General features: G+C 49.5%; 21 protein-coding genes. 17 read left to right on the top strand and 4 right to left on the bottom strand.

The window, feature by feature from the left end; all coding sequences use genetic code 11:
• Positions 1–217 precede the first annotated feature (217 nt).
• A complete protein-coding gene (gene pyc / locus NK662_RS17310; RefSeq protein ID WP_254760199.1) occupies positions 218–3,664 on the top strand; it encodes a pyruvate carboxylase in 3,447 nt (1,148 codons plus the stop codon).
• Positions 3,665–3,939: 275 nt separating this feature from the next.
• On the opposite strand, the gene NK662_RS17305 is transcribed toward pyc, so the two are convergent.
• Entirely contained in the window at positions 3,940–4,905 is a 966-nt protein-coding gene (locus NK662_RS17305; protein WP_254760198.1) for a COX15/CtaA family protein, read from the bottom strand.
• Positions 4,906–5,416: 511 nt separating this feature from the next.
• Between NK662_RS17305 and cyoE the strand changes: the two genes are divergently transcribed.
• From cyoE to NK662_RS17265, 8 genes are all read left to right on the top strand, one after another.
• Positions 5,417–6,334: a heme o synthase gene (cyoE, locus tag NK662_RS17300; protein ID WP_254760197.1), complete on the top strand. Its 918-nt coding sequence runs from the start codon at positions 5,417–5,419 to the stop codon at positions 6,332–6,334.
• Positions 6,335–6,502: 168 nt separating this feature from the next.
• Complete coding sequence (coxB, locus tag NK662_RS17295; protein WP_254760196.1) at positions 6,503–7,546, top strand: cytochrome c oxidase subunit II; 1,044 nt, start codon at positions 6,503–6,505, stop codon at positions 7,544–7,546.
• A gap of 32 nt (positions 7,547–7,578) precedes the next feature.
• Positions 7,579–9,438, top strand: coding sequence for a cytochrome c oxidase subunit I (gene ctaD, locus NK662_RS17290; protein ID WP_254760195.1), 1,860 nt, complete (start codon positions 7,579–7,581; stop codon positions 9,436–9,438).
• The gene (gene ctaE / locus NK662_RS17285; protein ID WP_254760194.1) at positions 9,438–10,061 is read left to right on the top strand and encodes a cytochrome c oxidase subunit III; all 624 of its coding nucleotides are present in this window, start codon (positions 9,438–9,440) and stop codon (positions 10,059–10,061) included. The genes ctaD and ctaE overlap by 1 nt, the downstream gene beginning before the upstream one ends.
• Positions 10,062–10,064: 3 nt before the next feature.
• Entirely contained in the window at positions 10,065–10,403 is a 339-nt protein-coding gene (gene ctaF / locus NK662_RS17280) for a cytochrome c oxidase subunit IVB (RefSeq protein WP_254760193.1), read from the top strand.
• A gap of 74 nt (positions 10,404–10,477) precedes the next feature.
• On the top strand, positions 10,478–11,392 hold the full coding sequence (gene ctaG, locus NK662_RS17275) for a cytochrome c oxidase assembly factor CtaG (RefSeq protein WP_254760192.1): 915 nt from the start codon (positions 10,478–10,480) through the stop codon (positions 11,390–11,392).
• A gap of 5 nt (positions 11,393–11,397) precedes the next feature.
• Positions 11,398–11,859, top strand: a complete 462-nt coding sequence (locus tag NK662_RS17270) for a DUF420 domain-containing protein (RefSeq protein ID WP_254760191.1) — start codon at positions 11,398–11,400, stop codon at positions 11,857–11,859.
• A 130-nt stretch (positions 11,860–11,989) separates the two neighbouring features.
• The gene (locus NK662_RS17265; RefSeq protein ID WP_254760190.1) at positions 11,990–12,274 is read left to right on the top strand and encodes an Asp23/Gls24 family envelope stress response protein; all 285 of its coding nucleotides are present in this window, start codon (positions 11,990–11,992) and stop codon (positions 12,272–12,274) included.
• A gap of 35 nt (positions 12,275–12,309) precedes the next feature.
• On the opposite strand, the gene NK662_RS17260 is transcribed toward NK662_RS17265, so the two are convergent.
• Positions 12,310–12,675 carry a YugN family protein gene (locus tag NK662_RS17260; protein ID WP_254760189.1) on the bottom strand — a complete coding sequence of 122 codons (366 nt, stop codon included), beginning with the start codon at positions 12,673–12,675 and terminating at the stop codon, positions 12,310–12,312.
• A 193-nt stretch (positions 12,676–12,868) separates the two neighbouring features.
• Between NK662_RS17260 and NK662_RS17255 the strand changes: the two genes are divergently transcribed.
• The 6 genes from NK662_RS17255 to NK662_RS17230 all read left to right on the top strand — a co-directional run bounded on the left by NK662_RS17255 (position 12,869) and on the right by NK662_RS17230 (position 16,462).
• Positions 12,869–13,900 carry a CAP domain-containing protein gene (locus NK662_RS17255; RefSeq protein WP_254760242.1) on the top strand — a complete coding sequence of 344 codons (1,032 nt, stop codon included), beginning with the start codon at positions 12,869–12,871 and terminating at the stop codon, positions 13,898–13,900.
• Positions 13,901–14,140: 240 nt separating this feature from the next.
• A complete protein-coding gene (locus NK662_RS17250) occupies positions 14,141–14,545 on the top strand; it encodes a YlbD family protein (protein WP_254760188.1) in 405 nt (134 codons plus the stop codon).
• 11 nt (positions 14,546–14,556) lie between these two features.
• Positions 14,557–14,805, top strand: coding sequence for a YlbE-like family protein (locus NK662_RS17245; protein ID WP_254760187.1), 249 nt, complete (start codon positions 14,557–14,559; stop codon positions 14,803–14,805).
• Positions 14,806–14,872: 67 nt separating this feature from the next.
• A complete protein-coding gene (locus NK662_RS17240) occupies positions 14,873–15,445 on the top strand; it encodes a histidine phosphatase family protein (RefSeq protein WP_254760186.1) in 573 nt (190 codons plus the stop codon).
• Positions 15,446–15,512: 67 nt separating this feature from the next.
• Positions 15,513–15,965: a YlbF/YmcA family competence regulator gene (locus NK662_RS17235; protein ID WP_254760185.1), complete on the top strand. Its 453-nt coding sequence runs from the start codon at positions 15,513–15,515 to the stop codon at positions 15,963–15,965.
• 224 nt (positions 15,966–16,189) lie between these two features.
• Positions 16,190–16,462: a YlbG family protein gene (locus NK662_RS17230; protein ID WP_254760184.1), complete on the top strand. Its 273-nt coding sequence runs from the start codon at positions 16,190–16,192 to the stop codon at positions 16,460–16,462.
• An 81-nt stretch (positions 16,463–16,543) separates the two neighbouring features.
• Here NK662_RS17230 and NK662_RS17225 read toward each other — a convergent pair whose 3' ends face one another.
• Positions 16,544–16,933 (bottom strand): DUF7147 family protein, encoded by a 390-nt coding sequence (locus tag NK662_RS17225; protein WP_254760183.1) that lies wholly within the window; start codon positions 16,931–16,933, stop codon positions 16,544–16,546.
• Positions 16,934–17,324: 391 nt separating this feature from the next.
• Between NK662_RS17225 and rsmD the strand changes: the two genes are divergently transcribed.
• The gene (gene rsmD / locus NK662_RS17220) at positions 17,325–17,903 is read left to right on the top strand and encodes a 16S rRNA (guanine(966)-N(2))-methyltransferase RsmD (protein WP_254760182.1); all 579 of its coding nucleotides are present in this window, start codon (positions 17,325–17,327) and stop codon (positions 17,901–17,903) included.
• A complete protein-coding gene (gene coaD, locus NK662_RS17215; protein WP_254760181.1) occupies positions 17,891–18,376 on the top strand; it encodes a pantetheine-phosphate adenylyltransferase in 486 nt (161 codons plus the stop codon). The genes rsmD and coaD overlap by 13 nt, the downstream gene beginning before the upstream one ends.
• An 11-nt stretch (positions 18,377–18,387) precedes the next feature.
• Here the strand turns inward: coaD and ylbJ are convergent, their stop codons facing one another.
• Positions 18,388–19,590, bottom strand: coding sequence for a sporulation integral membrane protein YlbJ (ylbJ, locus tag NK662_RS17210; RefSeq protein ID WP_254760180.1), 1,203 nt, complete (start codon positions 19,588–19,590; stop codon positions 18,388–18,390).
• Between the last annotated feature and the right edge of the window lie 76 nt (positions 19,591–19,666).

The following is a 19,666-nucleotide window of genomic DNA, read 5'->3' as shown; positions in this document are numbered from 1 at the left end:
TCATCAATAATGATATAAAGGGGGCTGTTTTCCGAAAAAAAGTATGTCATATATTTTATAATGTGATGTCAAAATAACTGCAAATCTTTTTGTATGTGTGCTATACTACATCTATGTAACAGATAATACAGAACACTTATCATTTTCTGAAAAATAAGGTATGATAAGCAAAAGTATGCTTCATCCTATAAAGCGGCTGAAAGAGGGGGAATGTTTCATGAAGAAGCTGCAGCATATCAAAAAGGTCTTGGTAGCGAACCGCGGCGAAATTGCAATCCGTGTATTCCGCGCCTGTACGGAGCTTGGTCTTCGCACAGTCGCAATTTATTCCAAAGAGGACGCAGGCTCGTATCATCGCTATAAAGCAGATGAGGCCTACCTTGTGGGAGAAGGAAAGAAGCCGATTGATGCGTATTTGGACATCGAGGGAATTATCGCGATTGCCAAGCGGAACGCGGTGGATGCCATTCATCCCGGCTATGGCTTTTTGTCTGAGAACATTGATTTTGCCAGACGGTGCGAAGAAGAGGGGATTATCTTCATCGGTCCAAAAAGCAGGCATTTAGATATGTTTGGCGACAAGGTGAAAGCGCGTTTCCAGGCGCAGGCAGCAGGGATTCCGGTGATCCCGGGTAGCGATGGCCCGGTGCGGAGCCTGGAGGAGGTAGAGGCGTTCGGAGAGCGGCACGGCTATCCAATCATCATTAAAGCCGCACTTGGCGGCGGGGGCCGCGGCATGCGCATTGTCCGCAATGAAGCGGCAGTAAAGGAAGCCTACGAGCGTGCGAAGTCCGAAGCGAAAGCAGCCTTTGGCAGCGATGAGGTATATGTAGAAAGGTTTGTGGAAAATCCAAAGCACATTGAAGTGCAGATTATCGGTGACCAGCAAGGCAACATCGTCCATCTATACGAGCGTGATTGCTCTGTGCAGCGTCGCCATCAGAAGGTCGTGGAGGTGGCGCCGAGCGTGTCTCTGCCGGACCAGTTGCGCTTGGCAATCTGTGAAGCTGCTGTCAAGTTGATGAAAAATGTGGATTATGTCAATGCGGGCACAGTGGAGTTTTTGGTCAAGGGGAACGAGTTTTACTTCATTGAGGTAAACCCGCGCGTGCAGGTAGAACATACGATTACGGAGATGATCACAGGCATTGATATTGTGCAGACGCAGGTTTTGGTGGCGGATGGATATGCGCTCCACAGCGACCGTGTGGGCATTCCGTACCAAGAGGAAATCCGTACAAATGGCTTTGCCATTCAATCGCGTGTCACAACGGAAGATCCATTAAACAATTTCATGCCTGATACCGGAAAAATCATGGCGTACCGTTCCGGCGGCGGCTTTGGCGTGCGTTTGGATATGGGGAACAGCTTTCAGGGTGCGGTCATCACACCATACTATGACTCTCTCTTGGTCAAGGTGACAACGTGGGCACTAACCTTTGAGCAGGCGGCGGCCAAGATGGACCGAAACCTGAAGGAATTCCGAATCCGCGGCATTAAAACAAATATCCCGTTCCTGGAGAATGTCGTCAAGCATCCGGACTTCCTCTCCGGCGAATATGATACATCCTTCCTTGATTCCACGCCTGAGTTGTTCATGTTCCCGAAACGGAAGGACCGCGGGACAAAGCTGCTGAACTATATCGGTTCCATTACGGTAAATGGCTTTCCCGGTGTCGGAAAGAAGGAGAAGCCGATTTTCCGCGAACCGCGCATGCCGAAGGTGAAGTATACAGAACCGGCGCCGGCCGGAACGAAAAGCATTCTGGACGAGCGCGGAGCAGATGGTTTGGTGAAGTGGGTCAGTGAGCAAAAGCAGGTTCTGCTGACAGATACATCCTTCCGTGATGCGCATCAGTCCCTTTTGGCAACGCGGGTTCGAACACAGGATTTAAGGCATATTGCTGAGCCTACTGCCCGTTTGCTGCCGAACTTGTTTTCCATGGAAATGTGGGGCGGCGCAACCTTCGATGTGGCGTACCGCTTTTTGAAGGAAGATCCGTGGGAGCGCCTCCTGCAAATGCGGCAGGATGTGCCGAACGTTCTATTCCAAATGCTGCTGCGGGCTTCCAATGCGGTTGGCTACAAGAATTACCCGGACAATGTCATCAAGAAGTTTGTGGAGCAATCCGCACATGCCGGCATTGATGTATTCCGCATTTTCGACAGCTTGAACTGGGTGGAAGGCATGCGTGTTGCCATTGATGCAGTGCGGAAAAGCGGCAAGCTGGCGGAAGCGGCCATCTGCTATACGGGTGATATTCATGATCCGCTGCGCCGCAAGTACGACTTGAACTATTATAAGGAAATAGCGAAGGAGCTGGAGGCATCAGGCGCCCATATCCTGGGCATCAAGGATATGGCGGGGCTGTTAAAGCCGGCCGCGGCCTATGATCTGATTTCCGCCCTGAAGGAAACTGTCTCGATTCCAATCCATCTGCACACGCATGATACGAGCGGCAACGGCATCCTGACGTATGCAAGAGCGGTGGAAGCGGGCGTGGATATTGTGGATGTTGCCATGAGCTCCGTGGCGGGACTCACATCGCAGCCGAGCGCAAGCACACTGTTCTATGCTCTGGAGGGCCAGGAACGGCAGCCGGCTGTGAATGCGAAGGCGCTGGATCAGCTGTCCCACTACTGGGAAGATGTGCGTAAATACTACTCCCACTTCGAGAGCGGCATGAATGCCCCGCATACAGAAGTGTATATGCATGAGATGCCGGGCGGCCAATACAGCAACCTGCAGCAGCAGGCCAAAGCCGTCGGTCTTGGGGACCATTTTGATGAAGTTACGGTGATGTACCGCCGTGTGAATGATATGTTTGGCGATATCGTGAAAGTGACGCCGTCCTCCAAGGTGGTGGGAGATATGGCGCTGTTCATGGTCCAAAATCATCTGTCCGAGGAGGATATCTATGAGCGCGGTGAGACGCTGGACTTCCCGGACTCTGTTGTGGAAATGTTTGAGGGGTATTTGGGGCAGCCGCATGGCGGTTTTCCGCGCGAGCTGCAGCGTATTATCCTGAAGGGCAAGGAACCGATTAAGGTCCGGCCGGGGGAGCTGCTTCCTCCTGTTGATTTTAATGCCTTGCAGGAAACATTGTTCCATCAGCTGAAGCGCCAGGTGACAGCCTTTGACCTGCTTTCCTATGCATTGTATCCGAAGGTATACATGGATTATCAGGAGGTTGCGGAAGCGTACGGCGATGTATCTGTGCTGGATACACCAACCTTCTTCTACGGCATGCGTCTTGGCGAAGAGGTGGAAGTGGAGATTGAACGCGGAAAGACGCTGATTGTGAAGCTCGTGTCGATCGGGGAAGCGCAGCCGGATGGTATGCGTACGCTGTATTTCGAGCTGAACGGCCAGCCGCGTGAAATCCTGGTGAAGGATGAGAGTGTGAAGTCTACTGTGGCACAGCGTGTGAAAGGGGATCGGTCTAATCCAAACCACATTAATGCGACAATGCCTGGCACGGTCATCAAGGCGCTTATCAAGCCGGGTGATGCGGTGAAGAAGGGCGATACCATCATCATCACAGAGGCTATGAAGATGGAGACGACTGTTCAGGCGCCGTTCAACGGGATTGTGAAGGAAGTCTATGTAAAGGATGGCGACGCCATTCAAACTGGCGATTTGCTTATCGAACTGGAGAAATAAGAATGGGCCGCTCCCCGGAGCGGCTTTCTTGTGTCATTGAAGCTCCCTCAGGTGAGCTGAACGAGCCGGCTCCGCTTTTTATTGTCCAGTTGGGCCGGCTAGCTCACTGCCAGGGAGAACCCTCATAAAAGGCAAAGAGCGCCTTTTAGGACCAGGAACCTCCCTTCTGCGAGCTGAACAGCCGGTTTCGCTTTTCTTAACAAAAAATCGTAAGAATTGGATAGGTTTTCCTTGTTTGGCGCAGTGTAAACTATAAGAGAGGAAAAAGCCCTGTCTTAGTCAGACAGAGCTTCTGCAGTAAAGGCAGATTGCTTTTCTTTTTTAACCGGCACTGTTTTGCGCGCCCCTGTCTGCCCGCGTGTCGCCACCATGACAAGGTAGCAAAGCACGGCGAAGAGGCAGGAAATGAAGATTACATGTATCAGGGCTACAAACAGGTTCAGCTCGGTGAAGATGATCATGGCTCCTGAGAAAGCCTGCAAGGACACAAGGATCAATGCTGTCATCCAGCCCCAGTATACGACCTTTTGATTTTTGTAGTAGCGCACAGCCAGCCAGGTGGCGTAAGCAATCCAGATGAAAATGCTGAGGGCTGCGGCACGATGGCCCATTTGCACCCACTCATGATATTGTGTCGGAAATGCGCTTGCCCTGCTGCACACCGGAAACTCCGGGCAGGCGAGGCTTGCGCGGGCGTGCCGCACCAAAGCGCCGGTATATACGACCAGATAGCTGTAAATGGTGACGCCGTATATATGGAATTTCATTTTCTTATCCAGCACAACCGAGTGGGCGTCAAATTTCTTGTCCACCTCAAAGATCAGAAGTGTCAGTAAAATGACAGAAGCGAAGGAGATGAGAGACACTCCGAAGTGCAAAGCCAGGATAACGGCCGATTGGCCCCATACAACTGCAGCTGCCCCGAACAGCGCCTGTGCCACAAGGAACAGGAAAGAGATGACTGCCAGCGGTCTTGCTTCCCGTACGTGTTTTAAATAACGCCAGGACAAAGCGGACAGAAGCAGAACCAGAATGGCGGCGGACCCGGATACGAGACGATGGCTCAGTTCAATTACGGTGTCCATTGTCAGCGGCCAAGGCATGAACTTGCCGTGGCAAAGCGGCCATGATTTGCCGCACCCTTGGCCGGACCCGGTTTTGGTTACCAATGCTCCTCCAAGAAGGACCAATAAAAGAACAAAGCTGGTTACAACTGATAATGGTTTCAGTAGGCGTTGCAACCTGTTCACCTGCTTTCTATGTGAAGTTATGTCAGTATATTTTGGTTTATGGCGCAACGAAGCGCGGCATCCCAAACTTGTCACAGTCCTATGATATATAAAAAGCAATGAAATAGCAAAGAAATATGCATGGGAAGCAAATGTCGAATTTGTAGAAAAAACAGGCATGGAACAGGGGATTGGACGGGATTTTATGTAAGAAGAGGTAAAGTATGCGTATGCCCCTTGCAAAAATATGCGGAATCTGACAAAATGTTTATAGGGTTACTGCGTTTCGTGATATGATGGGAATGCAAAAATTTTTTCCGGGCAAGTGACACAAAAAGTTCAAGGTTTCTTCACAAATTCTACATGAAATATGATTTAATATAGTCGAGAAAGTTGTATATAGGGATAGCAAACCTACAAAACAATATTTCTACTGTAATAATATTGCTATATAAATAGGGAAACGACAGGGCTTTTTATATAAGCAAGCACAGAAAAAACATAAGGAAAGGGGCTGAATAGGGTGAGTCAAGCAACAAGCCAATTGCATGATCAAGCTGCCGAAGCGGCAGTCAGCACCACGTGGAAGCAGGACTTATTTGCACTCGTCAAAATGGGCATTGTCAATTCCAATGCGCTGACAACATTTGCTGGCTTCTGGCTCGCGCTCCATTTTAACGGCATCAGCTTTTGGAGTGCGTGGGATAAAATGATCTTCACCATGCTTGGTTCCTCATTGATTATTGCGGGATCCTGCAGCTTAAACAATTACATCGACCGGGATATTGATCATCTAATGGAGCGGACGAAGAACCGGCCAACTGTAACAGGGAAATACAAGGGCAGCTTCGTTCTCACGTTCGGCCTTCTGCTGCTGCTGATCGGATTTGGATTGCTGCTGCTGGCCAGTCCGATGGCGGCGATGATTGGATTCATCGGCACGTTCACATATGTTGTGCTGTATTCTCTTTGGACAAAGAGAATGTACACACTGAACACAGTGGTGGGCAGTATATCCGGCGCGGTGCCTCCGCTGATCGGGTGGTCGGCGATTGACGGCAATTTGGATTTTGTGGCATGGATGATGTTCCTGCTGATGTTCATTTGGCAAATTCCGCACTTCCTGGCGCTTGCCATGAAGCGGGTGGAGGAATATCGGGCTGCCGGCATTCCTATGCTTCCGGTTGTGCACGGCTTTGAGATGACAAAACGCCAGATTATGATCTGGATTATTTGTCTCCTGCCGCTGCCGTTTTATATGCATGCACTGGGCACGGTGTTCATGGTGCTGGCAACGGTTCTGAACATCGGATGGCTGGCGCTTGGCCTGTACGGCTACCGCTCTGCCGATGATGTGAAGTGGTCGGTGAAGATGTTTGTCTATTCTTTAAACTACCTGACCATTTTATTTGTTTCAATGATTGCGGTTACGTTGTTTTAACATAAGAGACGAGGCGGCTTTACTCCGGTAAACCGCCTTTACATACTATCTTTTTTTTGGCTGTAACAGTCTGACTATTTGTAATAGGGGAAATTTTCAACTACGGGATTTACTTTACAGTTCTTATAAAGCTAAATCTAATCAACAAAGAAAGTGGGGTTTGTTTGAATGAAGAAACAGTGGCGACTGGTTTCGCTCGTTTCCTTGCTTGCTTTACTGTTAGGGGGATGCGGTAAAGCCTTTCAATCTACTTTGATTCCGCAAGGTGAAGCAGCAAAAATGCAATACGATCTGCTGATTCTGTCCACCTCAATCATGGTATTGGTGGTCCTGGTTGTAACTGCGATTTTCTTATATGTAATCGTACGGTTCCGCCAGCGCAAAGGACAGGAGAACGTTATTCCAAAGCAGGTGGAGGGAAGCCATAAGCTGGAGGTTATCTGGACTGTTATTCCGATTCTCTTGCTCTTGGTTCTGGCTGTGCCAACTGTCACGTATACGTTCAAGCTTGCTGACGTGTCAGCGGCAAACAAAAAGACTTTGGATGAAGGGACATCCGTAGTGGATGTAACTGCCCGTTTGTACTGGTGGGAGTTTGCTTACAAAGGCGAGAAGATTATCACTTCTCAAGACCTTGTCATCCCTGCGGGGAAAAAAGTGTACTTGAACCTGAAAGGTGCCGATATTAAGCATTCCTTCTGGGTGCCGTCTTTGGCGGGGAAAATGGACACAAACCCGGATAATGCCAACCAAATGTGGATTCAGGCTGACAAAGCCGGCACATATAACGGCTTTTGTGCGGAGCTGTGCGGACCTTCACATGCGCTCATGCAGTTCAAAGTGAGAGTACTGAATGAAAGCGAGTACAAAGACTGGGTGGCTGCCATGCAGAAGCAGGATGGCAAATCTGTTGCGGCAAGTGTGCAGGATGGACAGAAGGTCTTCCAGCAAAGCTGTGCAGGCTGTCACGCAGTGGATGCAAAAGACGCCCGCCCGGCAGCAGCGCGGATTGCGCCAAACCTGGCGAACTTCGGTGACCGTGATATGGTGGCCGGCATTGCTGACAACACAGAAGAGAATGTGAAGAAATGGCTGAAGGATCCTGAAAGCATGAAACCAGGCAACCTGATGACAAATAAGTACGGCAAGCTGAGCGATCAGCAAATTGATGCGCTGGCTGCATACTTGGAAAGCTTGAAACTTGGGCAGTAAAGGGAGAAAAATCACGAGGGGGAGGTAAAAACGTGAGCTCTGTAGCAAAAAAGAAAAGCGTGCTTTGGGACTACTTAACGACAGTAGACCATAAAAAAATCGCGATCCTCTATTTAATTGCAGGCGGACTGTTCTTCGTCATCGGCGGACTGGAAGCGCTTTTTATCCGTTATCAGCTTGCTGTACCAAACAATGACTTCCTGGTGGGGGATAAGTACAACCAGGTATTGACGATGCACGGAACAACAATGATTTTCTTGGCAGCCATGCCGCTCGTATTTGCATTTTTAAACGCAGTTGTGCCATTGCAAATCGGTGCGCGTGACGTTGCATTCCCGTTTGTCAACGCACTTGGCTTCTGGCTGTTCTTCTTCGGCGGCTTGTTCCTGAACATGAGCTGGTTCTTGGGCGGCGCGCCTGATGCGGGTTGGACATCCTACGCATCCTTGACACTGGCAGCAAAGAACCATGGTGTAGATTTCTACATTCTTGGTCTGCAGATTTCCGGTATCGGAACACTGATCGGGGGCATTAACTTCCTCGTTACCATCATTAACATGCGTGCTCCAGGCATGACATATATGCGTATGCCAATGTTTACCTGGACAGCTTTTGTGACATCTGCACTTATTCTATTTGCGTTCCCGCCGCTGACTGTCGGCTTGGCGCTGTTGATGCTGGACCGTTTGTTCGGTACACAGTTCTTCAACCCTGCCTTTGGCGGAAACACGATTATTTGGGAGCACTTGTTCTGGATTTTCGGACATCCGGAAGTATACATTCTTGTATTGCCGGCGTTCGGTATTTTCTCTGAAATTTTTGCAACCTTCTCTAAAAAGCGTCTGTTCGGATATTCTTCCATGGTATTTGCAACAGTGCTGATTGGTTTCTTGGGCTTCATGGTATGGGCGCACCATATGTTCACCGTTGGCATGGGTGCGGTTGCAAACGCAATCTTTGCGGTTGCAACAATGGCAATCGCAGTTCCGACCGGCATTAAGATCTTTAACTGGCTCTTTACGATGTGGGGCGGAAATATTCGTTTCACAACACCAATGATTTATGCGGTGGCCTTCATTCCATCCTTCGTTATGGGTGGGGTAACAGGGGTTATGAATGCGGCAGCCCCAGCTGACTATCAGTTCCATGACAGCTATTTCGTAGTTGCGCACTTCCACTACGTTATTGTAGGGGGCGTGGTGTTCGGACTGTTTGCCGGCGCACACTACTATTGGCCGCTTATGTTCAACCGCATCCTGGATGAAACACTTGGCAAAATTACATTCTGGCTGTTCTTTATCGGCTTCCACTTGACATTCTTTATCCAGCACTTCCTGGGCTTGATGGGCATGCCGCGCCGTTACTTTACGTATCTGCCGGGCCAAGGCCTGGAGACTGGCAACCTGATCAGCTCCATTGGCGCAGCGTTCATGGCAGTCGCTACAATCGTATTGCTTGTGAACGTAGTGAAAACGGCCGTCTCCGGCAAGGCTGCCGGACGTGACCCTTGGGATGCACGTACACTGGAATGGGCTGTTGAAGCGCCAACACCGGAGTACAACTTTAAGCAGCTCCCATTTGTACGCGGTTTGGATACACTGTGGATTGAAAAGATGGAAGGCCGCAAAGGGGTAACACCTGCGGAGCCTGTCGGCGACATCCATATGCCAAACTCTTCCTTCCTGCCATTTGTGATGTCTCTTGGCTTGTTCATTGCCGCATTCGGCGCAATGTACATGGAGAAGGGTGCAAACAAAATGTTCATGGCCGTGGCCTTGATTGGCTTGGCCATTACGTTTGGCTGCATGCTGCTGCGCTCTATCATTGATGACCACGGTTACCACATTCATAAGGAAGATTTGGATGATGATGATAAGGGGGTTACGGCATAATGGGTGCACCGGAAAAATTGACTCTCGAAACATTCCCTGCGTCGCCTGAAAAAGCGACCCTTGAAGGCAAGAATAAATTCCTGGGCTTTTGGCTGTTCCTTGGAGGAGAGACGGTGCTGTTCGCCTCTCTCTTCGGAACATTCCTTGCACTGAGAAACTCTACAAACGGCGGTGCGACAACACAGGAAATGTTTGAACTGCCGCTTGTGTTCACAGCTACCATGCTTCTCTTGACGAGCAGTTTGACAAGTGTATACGCCATGTATCATATGAAGAACTTCAACTTCAGACAGATGCAGTTCTGGCTTGTTCTGACACTGCTGCTCGGTGCCGGCTTCCTTGGCTTGGAGATTTACGAATTCAATCACTATGTGCATGAATTTAAGTTTACAATGCGAAGCAGCGCTGCCGGTTCTGCCTTCTATACATTGGTCGGCACGCATGGTGCCCACGTATTGTTCGGTTTGCTGTGGATTTCCACGCTTGTAATCCGTAATGCAAGACGCGGGTTGGATTTATATACTGCACCGAAGTACTATGTGGCATCCCTGTACTGGCACTTTATTGACGTAGTATGGGTGTTCATTTTCACAGTTGTATACTTAATGGGAAAGGTGGGGTAATCAATGGCGACAAAGCAAACAACTCCTGCGTACTCCGCAGCTGATATTGCATACCGCAGAAAGAAAAGCGCTGAAGAAATGAAGCATCATGTCACTTCTTTTGCTTTAATGATTTTCTTGACGGTATTGGCGTTCTTGGCTGTTGCTTATCCAAAAACGTTCGTTCCGGTATTCACCGTGCCGTTCATCCTCCTGTTGGCAGTTGTGCAAGTGATTTTCCAGCTGTACTATTTCATGCACATGAATCATAAGGGACATGAAGCGCCAAGCTTGTTCTTGTATTCCGGCCTTGCTGTCGGTCTGATCACAATTTTGGCATTCATGACAATCGTTTGGTGGTAAAAAGTGAAGAAGAGGATTGATTCCATATCAATCCTCTCTTTCCATTGTTTCTTTCAGAAAAAGGGGGCGAGTTCATGAGCAACTTGTGGATTTTCGGATTTGAAGCACTGTGGAGCCCTGTGTTTATGCTGTTTATGGTTGGTGTCCTCGTTGCTTACTTTCTCATTATTGGGAAGTATCGGTCACGGTTTCCCAATGCGGAGAAGGTAAGCGGAAAGCAAGTATTTTATTTCACTGCTGGCATCGTTCTCTTGTATTTAGCCAAAGGCGGTCCGATTGATGTGTTGGGCCATATCATCTTTAGTGCACATATGGTGGAAATGGCTGTGCTGTACACCGTGGTGCCGCCTCTGCTGCTGCTCGGCATGCCGGAATGGCTGCTCCAGCATATCATTTCATATCGGGGTGTGCAGCTGGTGCTGAACACGCTGGGGCGCCCGCTTATTGCCCTTTTCGTGTTTAATGGTATGTTTTCCATCTATCACATTCCAGTTGTGTTTGACCCGATGAAGCAGAGCCAATGGGGGCACCCGCTGTTTCTGTTTGTCATGTTCATCAGTGCATTGCTTATGTGGTGGCCTGTTCTAAATCCGCTGCCTGCCTATCAATCTCTGACCGATATTCAAAAAATCGGCTATATGTTCGCGAATGGAATGTTGCTGACACCAGCATGTGCCCTTATTATCTTTGCAAGTAAACCTCTGTTTGCTACGTACACAGATCCGCAGGCATGGATGCAGGCGATGGAGTTGTGCGTGCCTGCAGGAACCCTGTCATCCCTGGGGATTACGGGGCCGGATTTTCTGCACTGGATGCCGGTTGTAGAGGACCAGCAGACGGGCGGCGTCATTATGAAAATTTTCCAGGAAATTATGTACGGCACTGTTATTGGTTACGTATTTTTCCGTTGGGTGAAGAAGGAGCGGCAGCGTGAGCAGGAAATGCCGCAGCTTCCTCCATACTTACTAAACTCTGAGAAAGTGAAGTGACCATTATGCATCTTGAGATTCTTCCTACTATCAGTACAACCTGTATCGTGATCAGTGCCCTTCTTGTTGCTGTCGGATGGTATCAAATCAGCAAGCGGCAGGTGCAGGCACACAAGAAAACGATGTTCTGGGCGGCAGTATTTGCTTTGTCTTTCTTTGTTATCTATGCATCCCGCACGGTTTTTGTCGGAAACACGAGCTTTGGCGGCCCTGACGAGTATAAGATATATTATCATGGCTTCCTGTTTTTCCATATTTTCCTGGCTACGGTCGGGGCGGTGTTCGGCATCGTCAATTTGTGGACAGGCTACAAAAATCAGCTGTCCAAGCATCGGAAAATTGGTCCAATTACGAGTGTTATTTGGTTTTTGAGTGCGTCCACCGGGACAGTTGTGTATGCTCTTTTGTATGTGGTGTACAAGGGCGGTGAAACGACATCTGTCATTAAGGCGGTACTGGGATTTTAAAAAAACCGGGGATTCCCCGGTTTTTTTCTGTGAGGCAATCTTGTTCCGCAACGGAACAAGGCCAAAAGGCTTTCCCTGGATGTACCCTACATGGGCATGGTGCATATACTGCAGAAAAGGGGGCAGGCGAATGGAGCGCACTTTGGTGGAGCTGGTGCATGTCATCATGGAGGAGAAGCAGAGCCAGTTTCAAATGGTTCCGGACCGGATGAGAAGAAGGAAGGGCAGTGTGACGGTGGTACAAAACGGGCAGGGCTTGAGCATCGACCTTCGTATCGCTCTTCGAAAGCAGATATCCATTTTGCAAGCATGCCAGGAATTGCAGGAGTATGTGAAACAGCAAATGGAAGATTTGACGGGCTTGCCTGTACAAATGATTAATATTCAGGTGGCGGGAATGTGTGCTGAAAAGTAAAAAAGCAAGGAAAAGGTTTCCTTGCCTGGTGAGTATCAGTCTATATTTGGAAGTGCAGCAAGTGCATCTGCAACATTTTGCAGCAGTTGCTTGCTTTTCTTTACGACGCTTTCCGGAAATGTTTCGCCATCCCCGTATTCTACACCGTGCGGATAGTAGTGCTTGCCGAGAAGCGGTGTAAGCAGCTGGATTTTTGCTTTGCGGCTGCCGATGTCCCCTTCAACAGCATAGCCGCGCAAGCGCAAGTAGTAGATATCCTCTAATACTTCAAACTTATAATCGTATGTAATGCGCTCATAATCCCATTGTCCAGCGTGAACGAAACCGTTTTCTTTCATTGCTTCAGTCAAGAGAGAGAAATCAACAACTTGCCCCTCGATGCCCGTATGCTCCAGCTTCATTTTATATCCCCCTTCATACAGTAAAGTTTTTCCTAGATTTATAATAGTACGAATAATATGAAAGTGCAATGAAAAAAAGGAGGAATCGGACTATCTGCGTTCTGTGCGGAAATATGATATAGTGAAAGTATTCCACATATACTAGTTGTACGAATTGCCGACCATGCCGTAGAGCAGCAAAGGAGGTTGTCGTCTGAAAAAGCTGTTGTTAATTCTTGGACTCACCGTCCTCATTCTATTTATTGATTTATACGGTAAGTTGCTCGTTTCCCAGTACTTATCCGGTTCAGAAAAGGAAAAGAAGGTTGCGCTGTCCACCCCCAAGCATAAGGTGGAGGAAACTTCGCCCCAAGCGCTGTCGCACTTGCTTGGAAGCGATCCGGAAACGATTCTTTCCACCTTCGGGGAGCCTGCCCGTATTGAGCCATCCTCATATAATTACGATTGGTGGGTGTACAACCAGGACCCATCCCATTATATGCAGTTGGGAATTCTACAGAACAAGGTGGTCACCATCTATGCCGGGGGCAAGGACTCCAATGTGTCTCCTTTCTATATCGGCCAAAAGTATGTGGACATTTATGCCTTGGCGCCATTTTCTTATGAAGTGGCATTGGAGTACGGCAAAGGGAGCTACCAGTTTGAGCTGTCGGAAACTGAAATCAATGAGCAGCCGCTCATTTCGCTGGAACATGGATGGGCGCAGCTGTACTTCGACAAGTTCACTCATCAGCTGATGGGTGTCCGTTATATGGATGACGAAACGCTTTTGAAGCTGAGACCTTATCAGTTGATTTATTCTGGAGACTTGGTAACACCGGGTGCTTTGGATGCCAATCAGCAAAAGCTGGTGGAGGAAGCCTCTGCCAAGCAGGTGCTGGACTTAACGAATGTGGTGCGTGCACAGCATGGTCTGCCGCTTTTGTCATGGAACGAAGGGGCAGCACAGGTTGCTTACTTACATAGCAAGGATATGAAGGAGGCCAACTATTTCTCGCATGTCTCGCCTACTGCAGGGACATTGGGAGACCGGCTGGCGCGGGGGAGTGTCACCTTTAAGATGGCTGGAGAAAATATTGCCTCCAACTACAATGACAGTATCGCGGCTGTCCATGGCTGGCTGAACAGCGAAGGTCACCGCAAAAATATACTGAATGAACAATTCACCGGGCTTGGTGTCGGAATTTTTGAGAAATACTACACCCAAAACTTTGTCCAGAAATAAACAAGGAAATGTCTCGTGCACACGAGGCTTTTTCTGTTTGGGGCGCCTGAGCAGCTGCGGCTTTGCTGCTGCGTTTTTCTCACAGGAGCACTCTTCCCCCGCTTTGCATACTATATCAGCAGCAGCCCAGTGATGCTTTGGAAAATGGGCGAACCATACAATGTCCCGCATTCTACAATGTAGTATAAGGGCGCATACATCATGTGCACACGAGATTATGCTCTTACGGGGTGAGAAACAATGGGAGTGAAGAAAAAGCAGCATCCCTCCGTTCAGCAGTTCAAGGAGTTTGTCCGCAAGCATCCGAAACTGATCCAGGAAGTACGGAGCGGCACGAAAACGTGGCAGCAGTTTTACGAAGAGTGGTATTTGCTTGGAGAAAGCGATGAAATGTGGAATGCCTATAAGCCGGAAGGAGAAGCTTCGACTGCAGCCGCCGCCCAGGGCAATGCAGACGGACCAGGCTTTATGGGGCAAATGATGACATTTATAAAAAATATTGACATGGATCAGCTGCAGACACACCTTGCAAGCGTAACAAGTGCAATTGGCAGCGTGCAGCAGGTCATTCAGCAGTTCCAAGGGAATAAAGCGGCACCGCAGCAGCAGCAGCAAAATAATCCGTTCTTTTTTCAAAAGGACTAAGGAGGTCCCTTATGAGAAGGGAATTGATGGAGTTTGTGCAATCCAAGGAGGACCTGCAGCGGTTTATCCGGGAGCAGCCGCATTGGTACCGCAAGCTCTCCCGCGACCCCAGCGGCAGGGAGGATTTTGAACTGGCAGCCCTGCAATATTATCGAAAAACCATTCCGGATCAAGTGAACAAATTCCAGAATCAGCTGTCCATGGCGGCTATTATGCTTGAAATGTTTCAATATATGCGCCAGCAGAATACCGGAGGCTAAAATGATACCCGTCATGCACAAGTTCTGCTACAATAGGGAACGACTACACCGTAAAAGGAGCTTGAGCATGACGGAAATTTGTTTAGTTCGGCATGGACAAACGGATTGGAATCTGCAGGAAATCATTCAGGGGCGCGAGGACATCCCGCTGAATGAAACAGGCCGGCTGCAGGCAGCACAAAGTGCCGATCTGCTGCGGCAGGAGTCCTGGGACATAGTGGTCAGCAGCCCGCTGGGGCGCGCCCGCGAGACAGCGCAAGCCATTGCAGCGGCAATTGGCATGGATGAGGTGTATTTGGACGAGCGTTTTATAGAACGGAATTTTGGCGCAGCCTCCGGCAGGCCGACAATGGAGGTCAGGGATTCCATAGCAGCTGGAACAGTAGCCGATATGGAGTCCGAGGAGGAAATTGTAGAGCGCTGCTTTGCCGCTCTCTGTGATATTGCCCGGCAGCATCAGGGCAAGCGAATTGTGATTGTGGCCCATGCTCATGCCATCAAGGCCATGCTGCATGCCATTGCTCCGGATGAGGTGCATTTTCGTACACCGCTGGAAAATGCTTGCGCGAACTATGTGCGTTTGCAGGAAGGGGAATGGAGCATCCTGCGTTATAATGTTGCTGACCATATTCAGGTGTGAGCCTTAACAGCAGACATTAGCTGTTTTCGTCCAAGTATGGTATGATAGTGACTCGGAGGTGTCCGCTATGATGATTGCAACATTGGAGAGCGTTCTTCTGCTGGATGAAGCCGAGCATCTCGCGCGAATCATTGTCCAGTCGGAGGAAGCTGTTGAATATAGAACATGCTATAACCGTTTGCGGCAGGATCAGGAGGCACAATCCCTGATTGCCCGTTTTACCGGCATGAAGGAGCGCTATGAAGAGGTACAGCGCTTTGGTAAATACCATCCTGACTTTTCGGCTGTTACGCGGCAAATCCGCGAATTGAAGCGGGAATTGGATGTGCATGAAGCTGTTGCGGCTTTTAAGAAGGCGGAAAATGCCATGCAGAAGCTGCTTGACGAAGTGAGTGTCATTCTGGGCAGGGAGATTTCCCCAGCCGTTAAGGTGCCGACAGGAAACCCATACTTTGATTCCATGAGCTGTGGAACCGGATGCGGCAGCGGCGGCTCATGCGGTTGCAAAAAGACGGGGTGAAATCAGCCCCGTCTTTTTTTATGCGGCCGGCAGCCTGCATATATTGGATGTAAGCAGCTTTCTTTCCAAATTTCGTAAAAAAGATGGAGAATTGCCGTTGAGCTCATGCATTTTTTGTTGCTTTCCTGTACAATAAAGGAGAGACAAGTACGTGTGCAGCGGCGAATCCGCCGATAAATGGGGAGACTAGATTATATATAGAAGTAAAAAAGGAGATTGGGAAGGTGTTTGGACAACGACAAGGCATTATCGTCTATTTGCATTCGCTGAAACATGCAAAACTGCTGCGCAAGCATGGCAATATACATTACATATCCAAGCGCTTTAAATATGTTGTGCTGTACTGCGATATGGAGCAGGCCGATGCGCTGGCAGAGAAACTGAAGAAGTTTCCGTTCGTGAAGAGGGTGGAGAAGTCCTACCGTCCATTCCTGAAAACGGAGTATGAGAATTCCAAGCCGGACCGCGCCAAGGAATATGACTATAAGGTAGAATGAAAGCCTCCGCATCAGCGAAGGCTTTTTTCTTGCAAGGGGCGGGTTCTCCCTTCGGATGGCTAAACGGCTGTTTGCGCTTTTCTACTGCATAGGCGGGATGAAGCGGTTCATGCGCAGGATGCCAATCAGGTGGTTGTAGTACAGCTCGCGTTCGGCAAAGGTTGTGGACGGCTTGACCTGAAAGGCGACTGCCTGCTTATCAAGTTCCACTGCCGTTTGTTCAAACAGCTCCAAGCGCTTGCTCTTCTTTCCTTCCTCATTTGGAATTCCTTCCCGGCATATATAAATTGGCTGAAAGCTGCCTGTCGCTGTCGGGTGCAGGACAACGGCTGCCGAGCAGACAGCTTTTCCGTCCTTTACCGTTTCAAACACAAGCATATGGGCAAGGCGATGCCGGTTGGCTTTTGCCTGCTCCAGCAGCTCATACAGGTCAGAGTAGCCTTCGCCAAGTTCAATAAAACGTTGAATCATCATGCATTCCTCCTCCCGTTTACTGTACCATGTTTCAGGGGGCTGCAAAAGAGCGAGTTTAGGCAGGGTGCCCGGGGAGGTTCTGTGAGCTGAACAGCCGGTTTCGCTTTTCGTGCAATAAAAAAACCCTGCATCAGCAGGGTCCTTCTTAATCCGGCAGAGCCGGCAAGAAGGCAAAGGGAGAGGAGAAACCGGAGGAAGAACTTATGGGGAAACGTAAGTCTTCTCCGCGGTTGGCAACAACATCGGAGTGATGTTGTTACCTTATTTATTCCCATTTGGACAGGTCTTATACATACTCTATGCAAATTTTCTGGAGCGCGAATTGTTTTGCTTTTTGTTGATTTATGTTAGGATTAGAGCAGATAAATGGAAAAAGGTAGTGAAAAAGATGAGAGTTGTTTCAGGGAAATGCAAGGGTCATCCGCTTCGGGCTGTTCCCGGCACCGGAACGCGTCCGACTACAGACAAGGTGAAGGAGTCCATATTCAATATCATTGGTCCTTATTATGAGGGCGGGACAGTCCTTGATTTGTTTGGCGGCAGCGGAGGACTTGGCATTGAGGCGTTGAGCCGCGGTATGGAGAAGGCAATTTTTGTGGATAAGGATATGAAGGCTGTCCAGACAATCCGCCAGAACTTGGAATCCTGCCGTCTGACAGAGTTTGCCGAAGTGTACCGGAATGAAGCGGAGCGGGCGCTGAAGGCGCTGGTAAAACGCGGGATCCGTTTCGACCTTGTGCTGCTGGACCCGCCTTACAAGGGGCAAAAGATTGCCGCTTTAATAGGTATCATGGACCAGCATGATTTGCTGCAGCCGCAAGCAGTCATTATGGCTGAACATGCAGTGGAGGAGACATTGCCCGACCGGATTGGGGCGCTTGCGCGCACAAGATATGAGAATTATGGGATTACAGCCATTTCCATTTATGAGCATGAGGAAGGCGAGGGGGATGAATGGGAAGCATAGCAATTTGTCCGGGGAGCTTTGACCCTATTACATTGGGGCACCTTGATATTATCAAGCGCGGCGCGAAAGTGTTTGACGAAATCTATGTGGTGGTTATGAATAATTCCTCTAAGCAGCCGTTGTTTACGGTGGAGGAGCGATTGGCCCTCATTGAAGAAGTGACGAAGGACATACCGAACGTAAAAGCAGATGTACATAAGGGTCTTCTTGTGGAATATGCCCGCTTAAAGAAGGCCAGTGCGATTTTGCGCGGCTTGCGGGCTGTTTCAGACTTTGAGTATGAGATGCAGATTACGGCTATGAACCGGAAACTTGAGGAGAACGTGGAGACCTTCTTCATTATGACCAACAACCAATATTCCTTTCTCAGCTCCAGCATTGTCAAGGAGGTTGCCAAATACCACGGAAGCGTTTCCGGACTTGTTCCGCCGGCAGTGGAAACGGCACTCAAGCAAAAATTTAAAACCCCGTAGCCACGGGGTTTTTAGCGTTTGCTGGCTTTGTGCAGCAGCAGGAACAAGTACAGATACAGGCAAATGAGTGTGAAAAGGGGGCCGTATGCGTTTATGGCCTGCCAGCCGTCCGAAAGGGCAGGCTGGGGCAAAAACACAGGTACGCCGGAGCCCGGATGAAGCGTCTGTGTGTTCTCATACAGCGGCTTCCACAGCAGAAAGGTGCAGGCAGGCGCAAGAATGCTTTGCATGATGCGGGCGATAAAGTAAGGACGGAAGCGGATGTCTGTATCAGCCAGAATACTGGCCACCTGCGCTTGTACGGAAAACCCGCTGAAGCCCAGAATCAAGCTGACGACCATGGCTTGCTGCAGCAAGGAACCGCTCGCCGCCTGGCTTGTCAGTTGGCTGCCCAAGGTAATTTCAAACATTCCGGAAAAAACAGGGATGCTGAAGCTTTCCGGCAGTCTGGCCATCTGCAGCACATGGCGGATTACGGAGCTGGCCGCTTCGGTTACATGGGCGACGGTAAGCATTTTATTCAGCACTGAGAATAGAATGATAAAACCCCCGACCATGAGCAGTGTTTGAATGGAGGAGGTAATGGCATCGCCAATCAGCTTTCCGAGAGGCCGTTTTTCCTCCAGGCGTTTTGTGTGCAGTGCATGCCATGCTTGCTTGACAGAAAAGGAAGGCGGGCGCTTATCAGCCGATCCATCCTTCTTTCGGCCATGAAAGCGCATCAGCAGGCCGACTAAAAAGTTGCTGAGATAATGGGATGCGGCTAAAATGACACCAAGCGCCGGGTCGTGAAAAAATCCGACCGCAACCGCGCCAAATATAAAAAGCGGGTTGGATGAATTGGTAAAGGAAACAAGCCGTTCTGCTTCCACCCTGCTCAAATACTTCTCCTGCCGCAGGCGGGCGCTCAATTTCGCGCCTGAGGGGAAGCCGGATGCCATGCCCATGGCCCAGACAAATCCGCCGACTCCAGGCAATCTGAACAGCGGACGCATAAGAGGCTCGAGGAGGACACCGATAAAATGGACGACACCCAGGCCGATCAGGAGCTCGGCCATAATATAGAAGGGAAGCAATGACGGAAATACGACGCCCCACCACATGTCCAATCCGCGTATGGACGCATCCAAGGAGGCTTGCGGGTTGATGATAAGCGATGCGGTGAGCGCGGTCGCTGTGAAGGCAAGCAGCATGGTTTTCAATTTGGAACGCATCTATACCCTCCTTTTATGAAACGATATGTATCGTGGATTCAGGTGCTTAAAGCCCGCTGCCAGGGAGAACCTCCGA

Origin of the sequence: Ectobacillus ponti (genome assembly GCF_024294785.1) — a bacterium.
Taxonomy (GTDB): Bacteria; Bacillota; Bacilli; order Bacillales; family Bacillaceae_G; genus Ectobacillus; species Ectobacillus ponti.
The sequence above is the reverse complement of the archived record's forward strand: the minus strand, read 5'-3'. Positions and strand labels throughout refer to the sequence as shown.

Bases quoted from the DNA above. Each gene is read 5' to 3' on its own strand.
- pyc (WP_254760199.1), top strand. From the start codon at position 218: ATGAAGAAGCTGCAGCATATCAAAAAGGTCTTGGTAGCGAACCGCGGC.
- coxB (WP_254760196.1), top strand. From the start codon at position 6,503: ATGAAGAAACAGTGGCGACTGGTTTCGCTCGTTTCCTTGCTTGCTTTA.
- ctaE (WP_254760194.1), top strand. From the start codon at position 9,438: ATGGGTGCACCGGAAAAATTGACTCTCGAAACATTCCCTGCGTCGCCT.
- ctaF (WP_254760193.1), top strand. From the start codon at position 10,065: ATGGCGACAAAGCAAACAACTCCTGCGTACTCCGCAGCTGATATTGCA.
- ctaG (WP_254760192.1), top strand. From the start codon at position 10,478: ATGAGCAACTTGTGGATTTTCGGATTTGAAGCACTGTGGAGCCCTGTG.
- NK662_RS17270 (WP_254760191.1), top strand. From the start codon at position 11,398: ATGCATCTTGAGATTCTTCCTACTATCAGTACAACCTGTATCGTGATC.
- NK662_RS17265 (WP_254760190.1), top strand. From the start codon at position 11,990: ATGGAGCGCACTTTGGTGGAGCTGGTGCATGTCATCATGGAGGAGAAG.
- NK662_RS17260 (WP_254760189.1), bottom strand. From the start codon at position 12,675: ATGAAGCTGGAGCATACGGGCATCGAGGGGCAAGTTGTTGATTTCTCT.
- NK662_RS17250 (WP_254760188.1), top strand. From the start codon at position 14,141: ATGGGAGTGAAGAAAAAGCAGCATCCCTCCGTTCAGCAGTTCAAGGAG.
- NK662_RS17245 (WP_254760187.1), top strand. From the start codon at position 14,557: ATGAGAAGGGAATTGATGGAGTTTGTGCAATCCAAGGAGGACCTGCAG.
- NK662_RS17240 (WP_254760186.1), top strand. From the start codon at position 14,873: ATGACGGAAATTTGTTTAGTTCGGCATGGACAAACGGATTGGAATCTG.
- NK662_RS17235 (WP_254760185.1), top strand. From the start codon at position 15,513: ATGATGATTGCAACATTGGAGAGCGTTCTTCTGCTGGATGAAGCCGAG.
- NK662_RS17225 (WP_254760183.1), bottom strand. From the start codon at position 16,933: ATGATTCAACGTTTTATTGAACTTGGCGAAGGCTACTCTGACCTGTAT.
- rsmD (WP_254760182.1), top strand. From the start codon at position 17,325: ATGAGAGTTGTTTCAGGGAAATGCAAGGGTCATCCGCTTCGGGCTGTT.
- coaD (WP_254760181.1), top strand. From the start codon at position 17,891: ATGGGAAGCATAGCAATTTGTCCGGGGAGCTTTGACCCTATTACATTG.
- ylbJ (WP_254760180.1), bottom strand. From the start codon at position 19,590: ATGCGTTCCAAATTGAAAACCATGCTGCTTGCCTTCACAGCGACCGCG.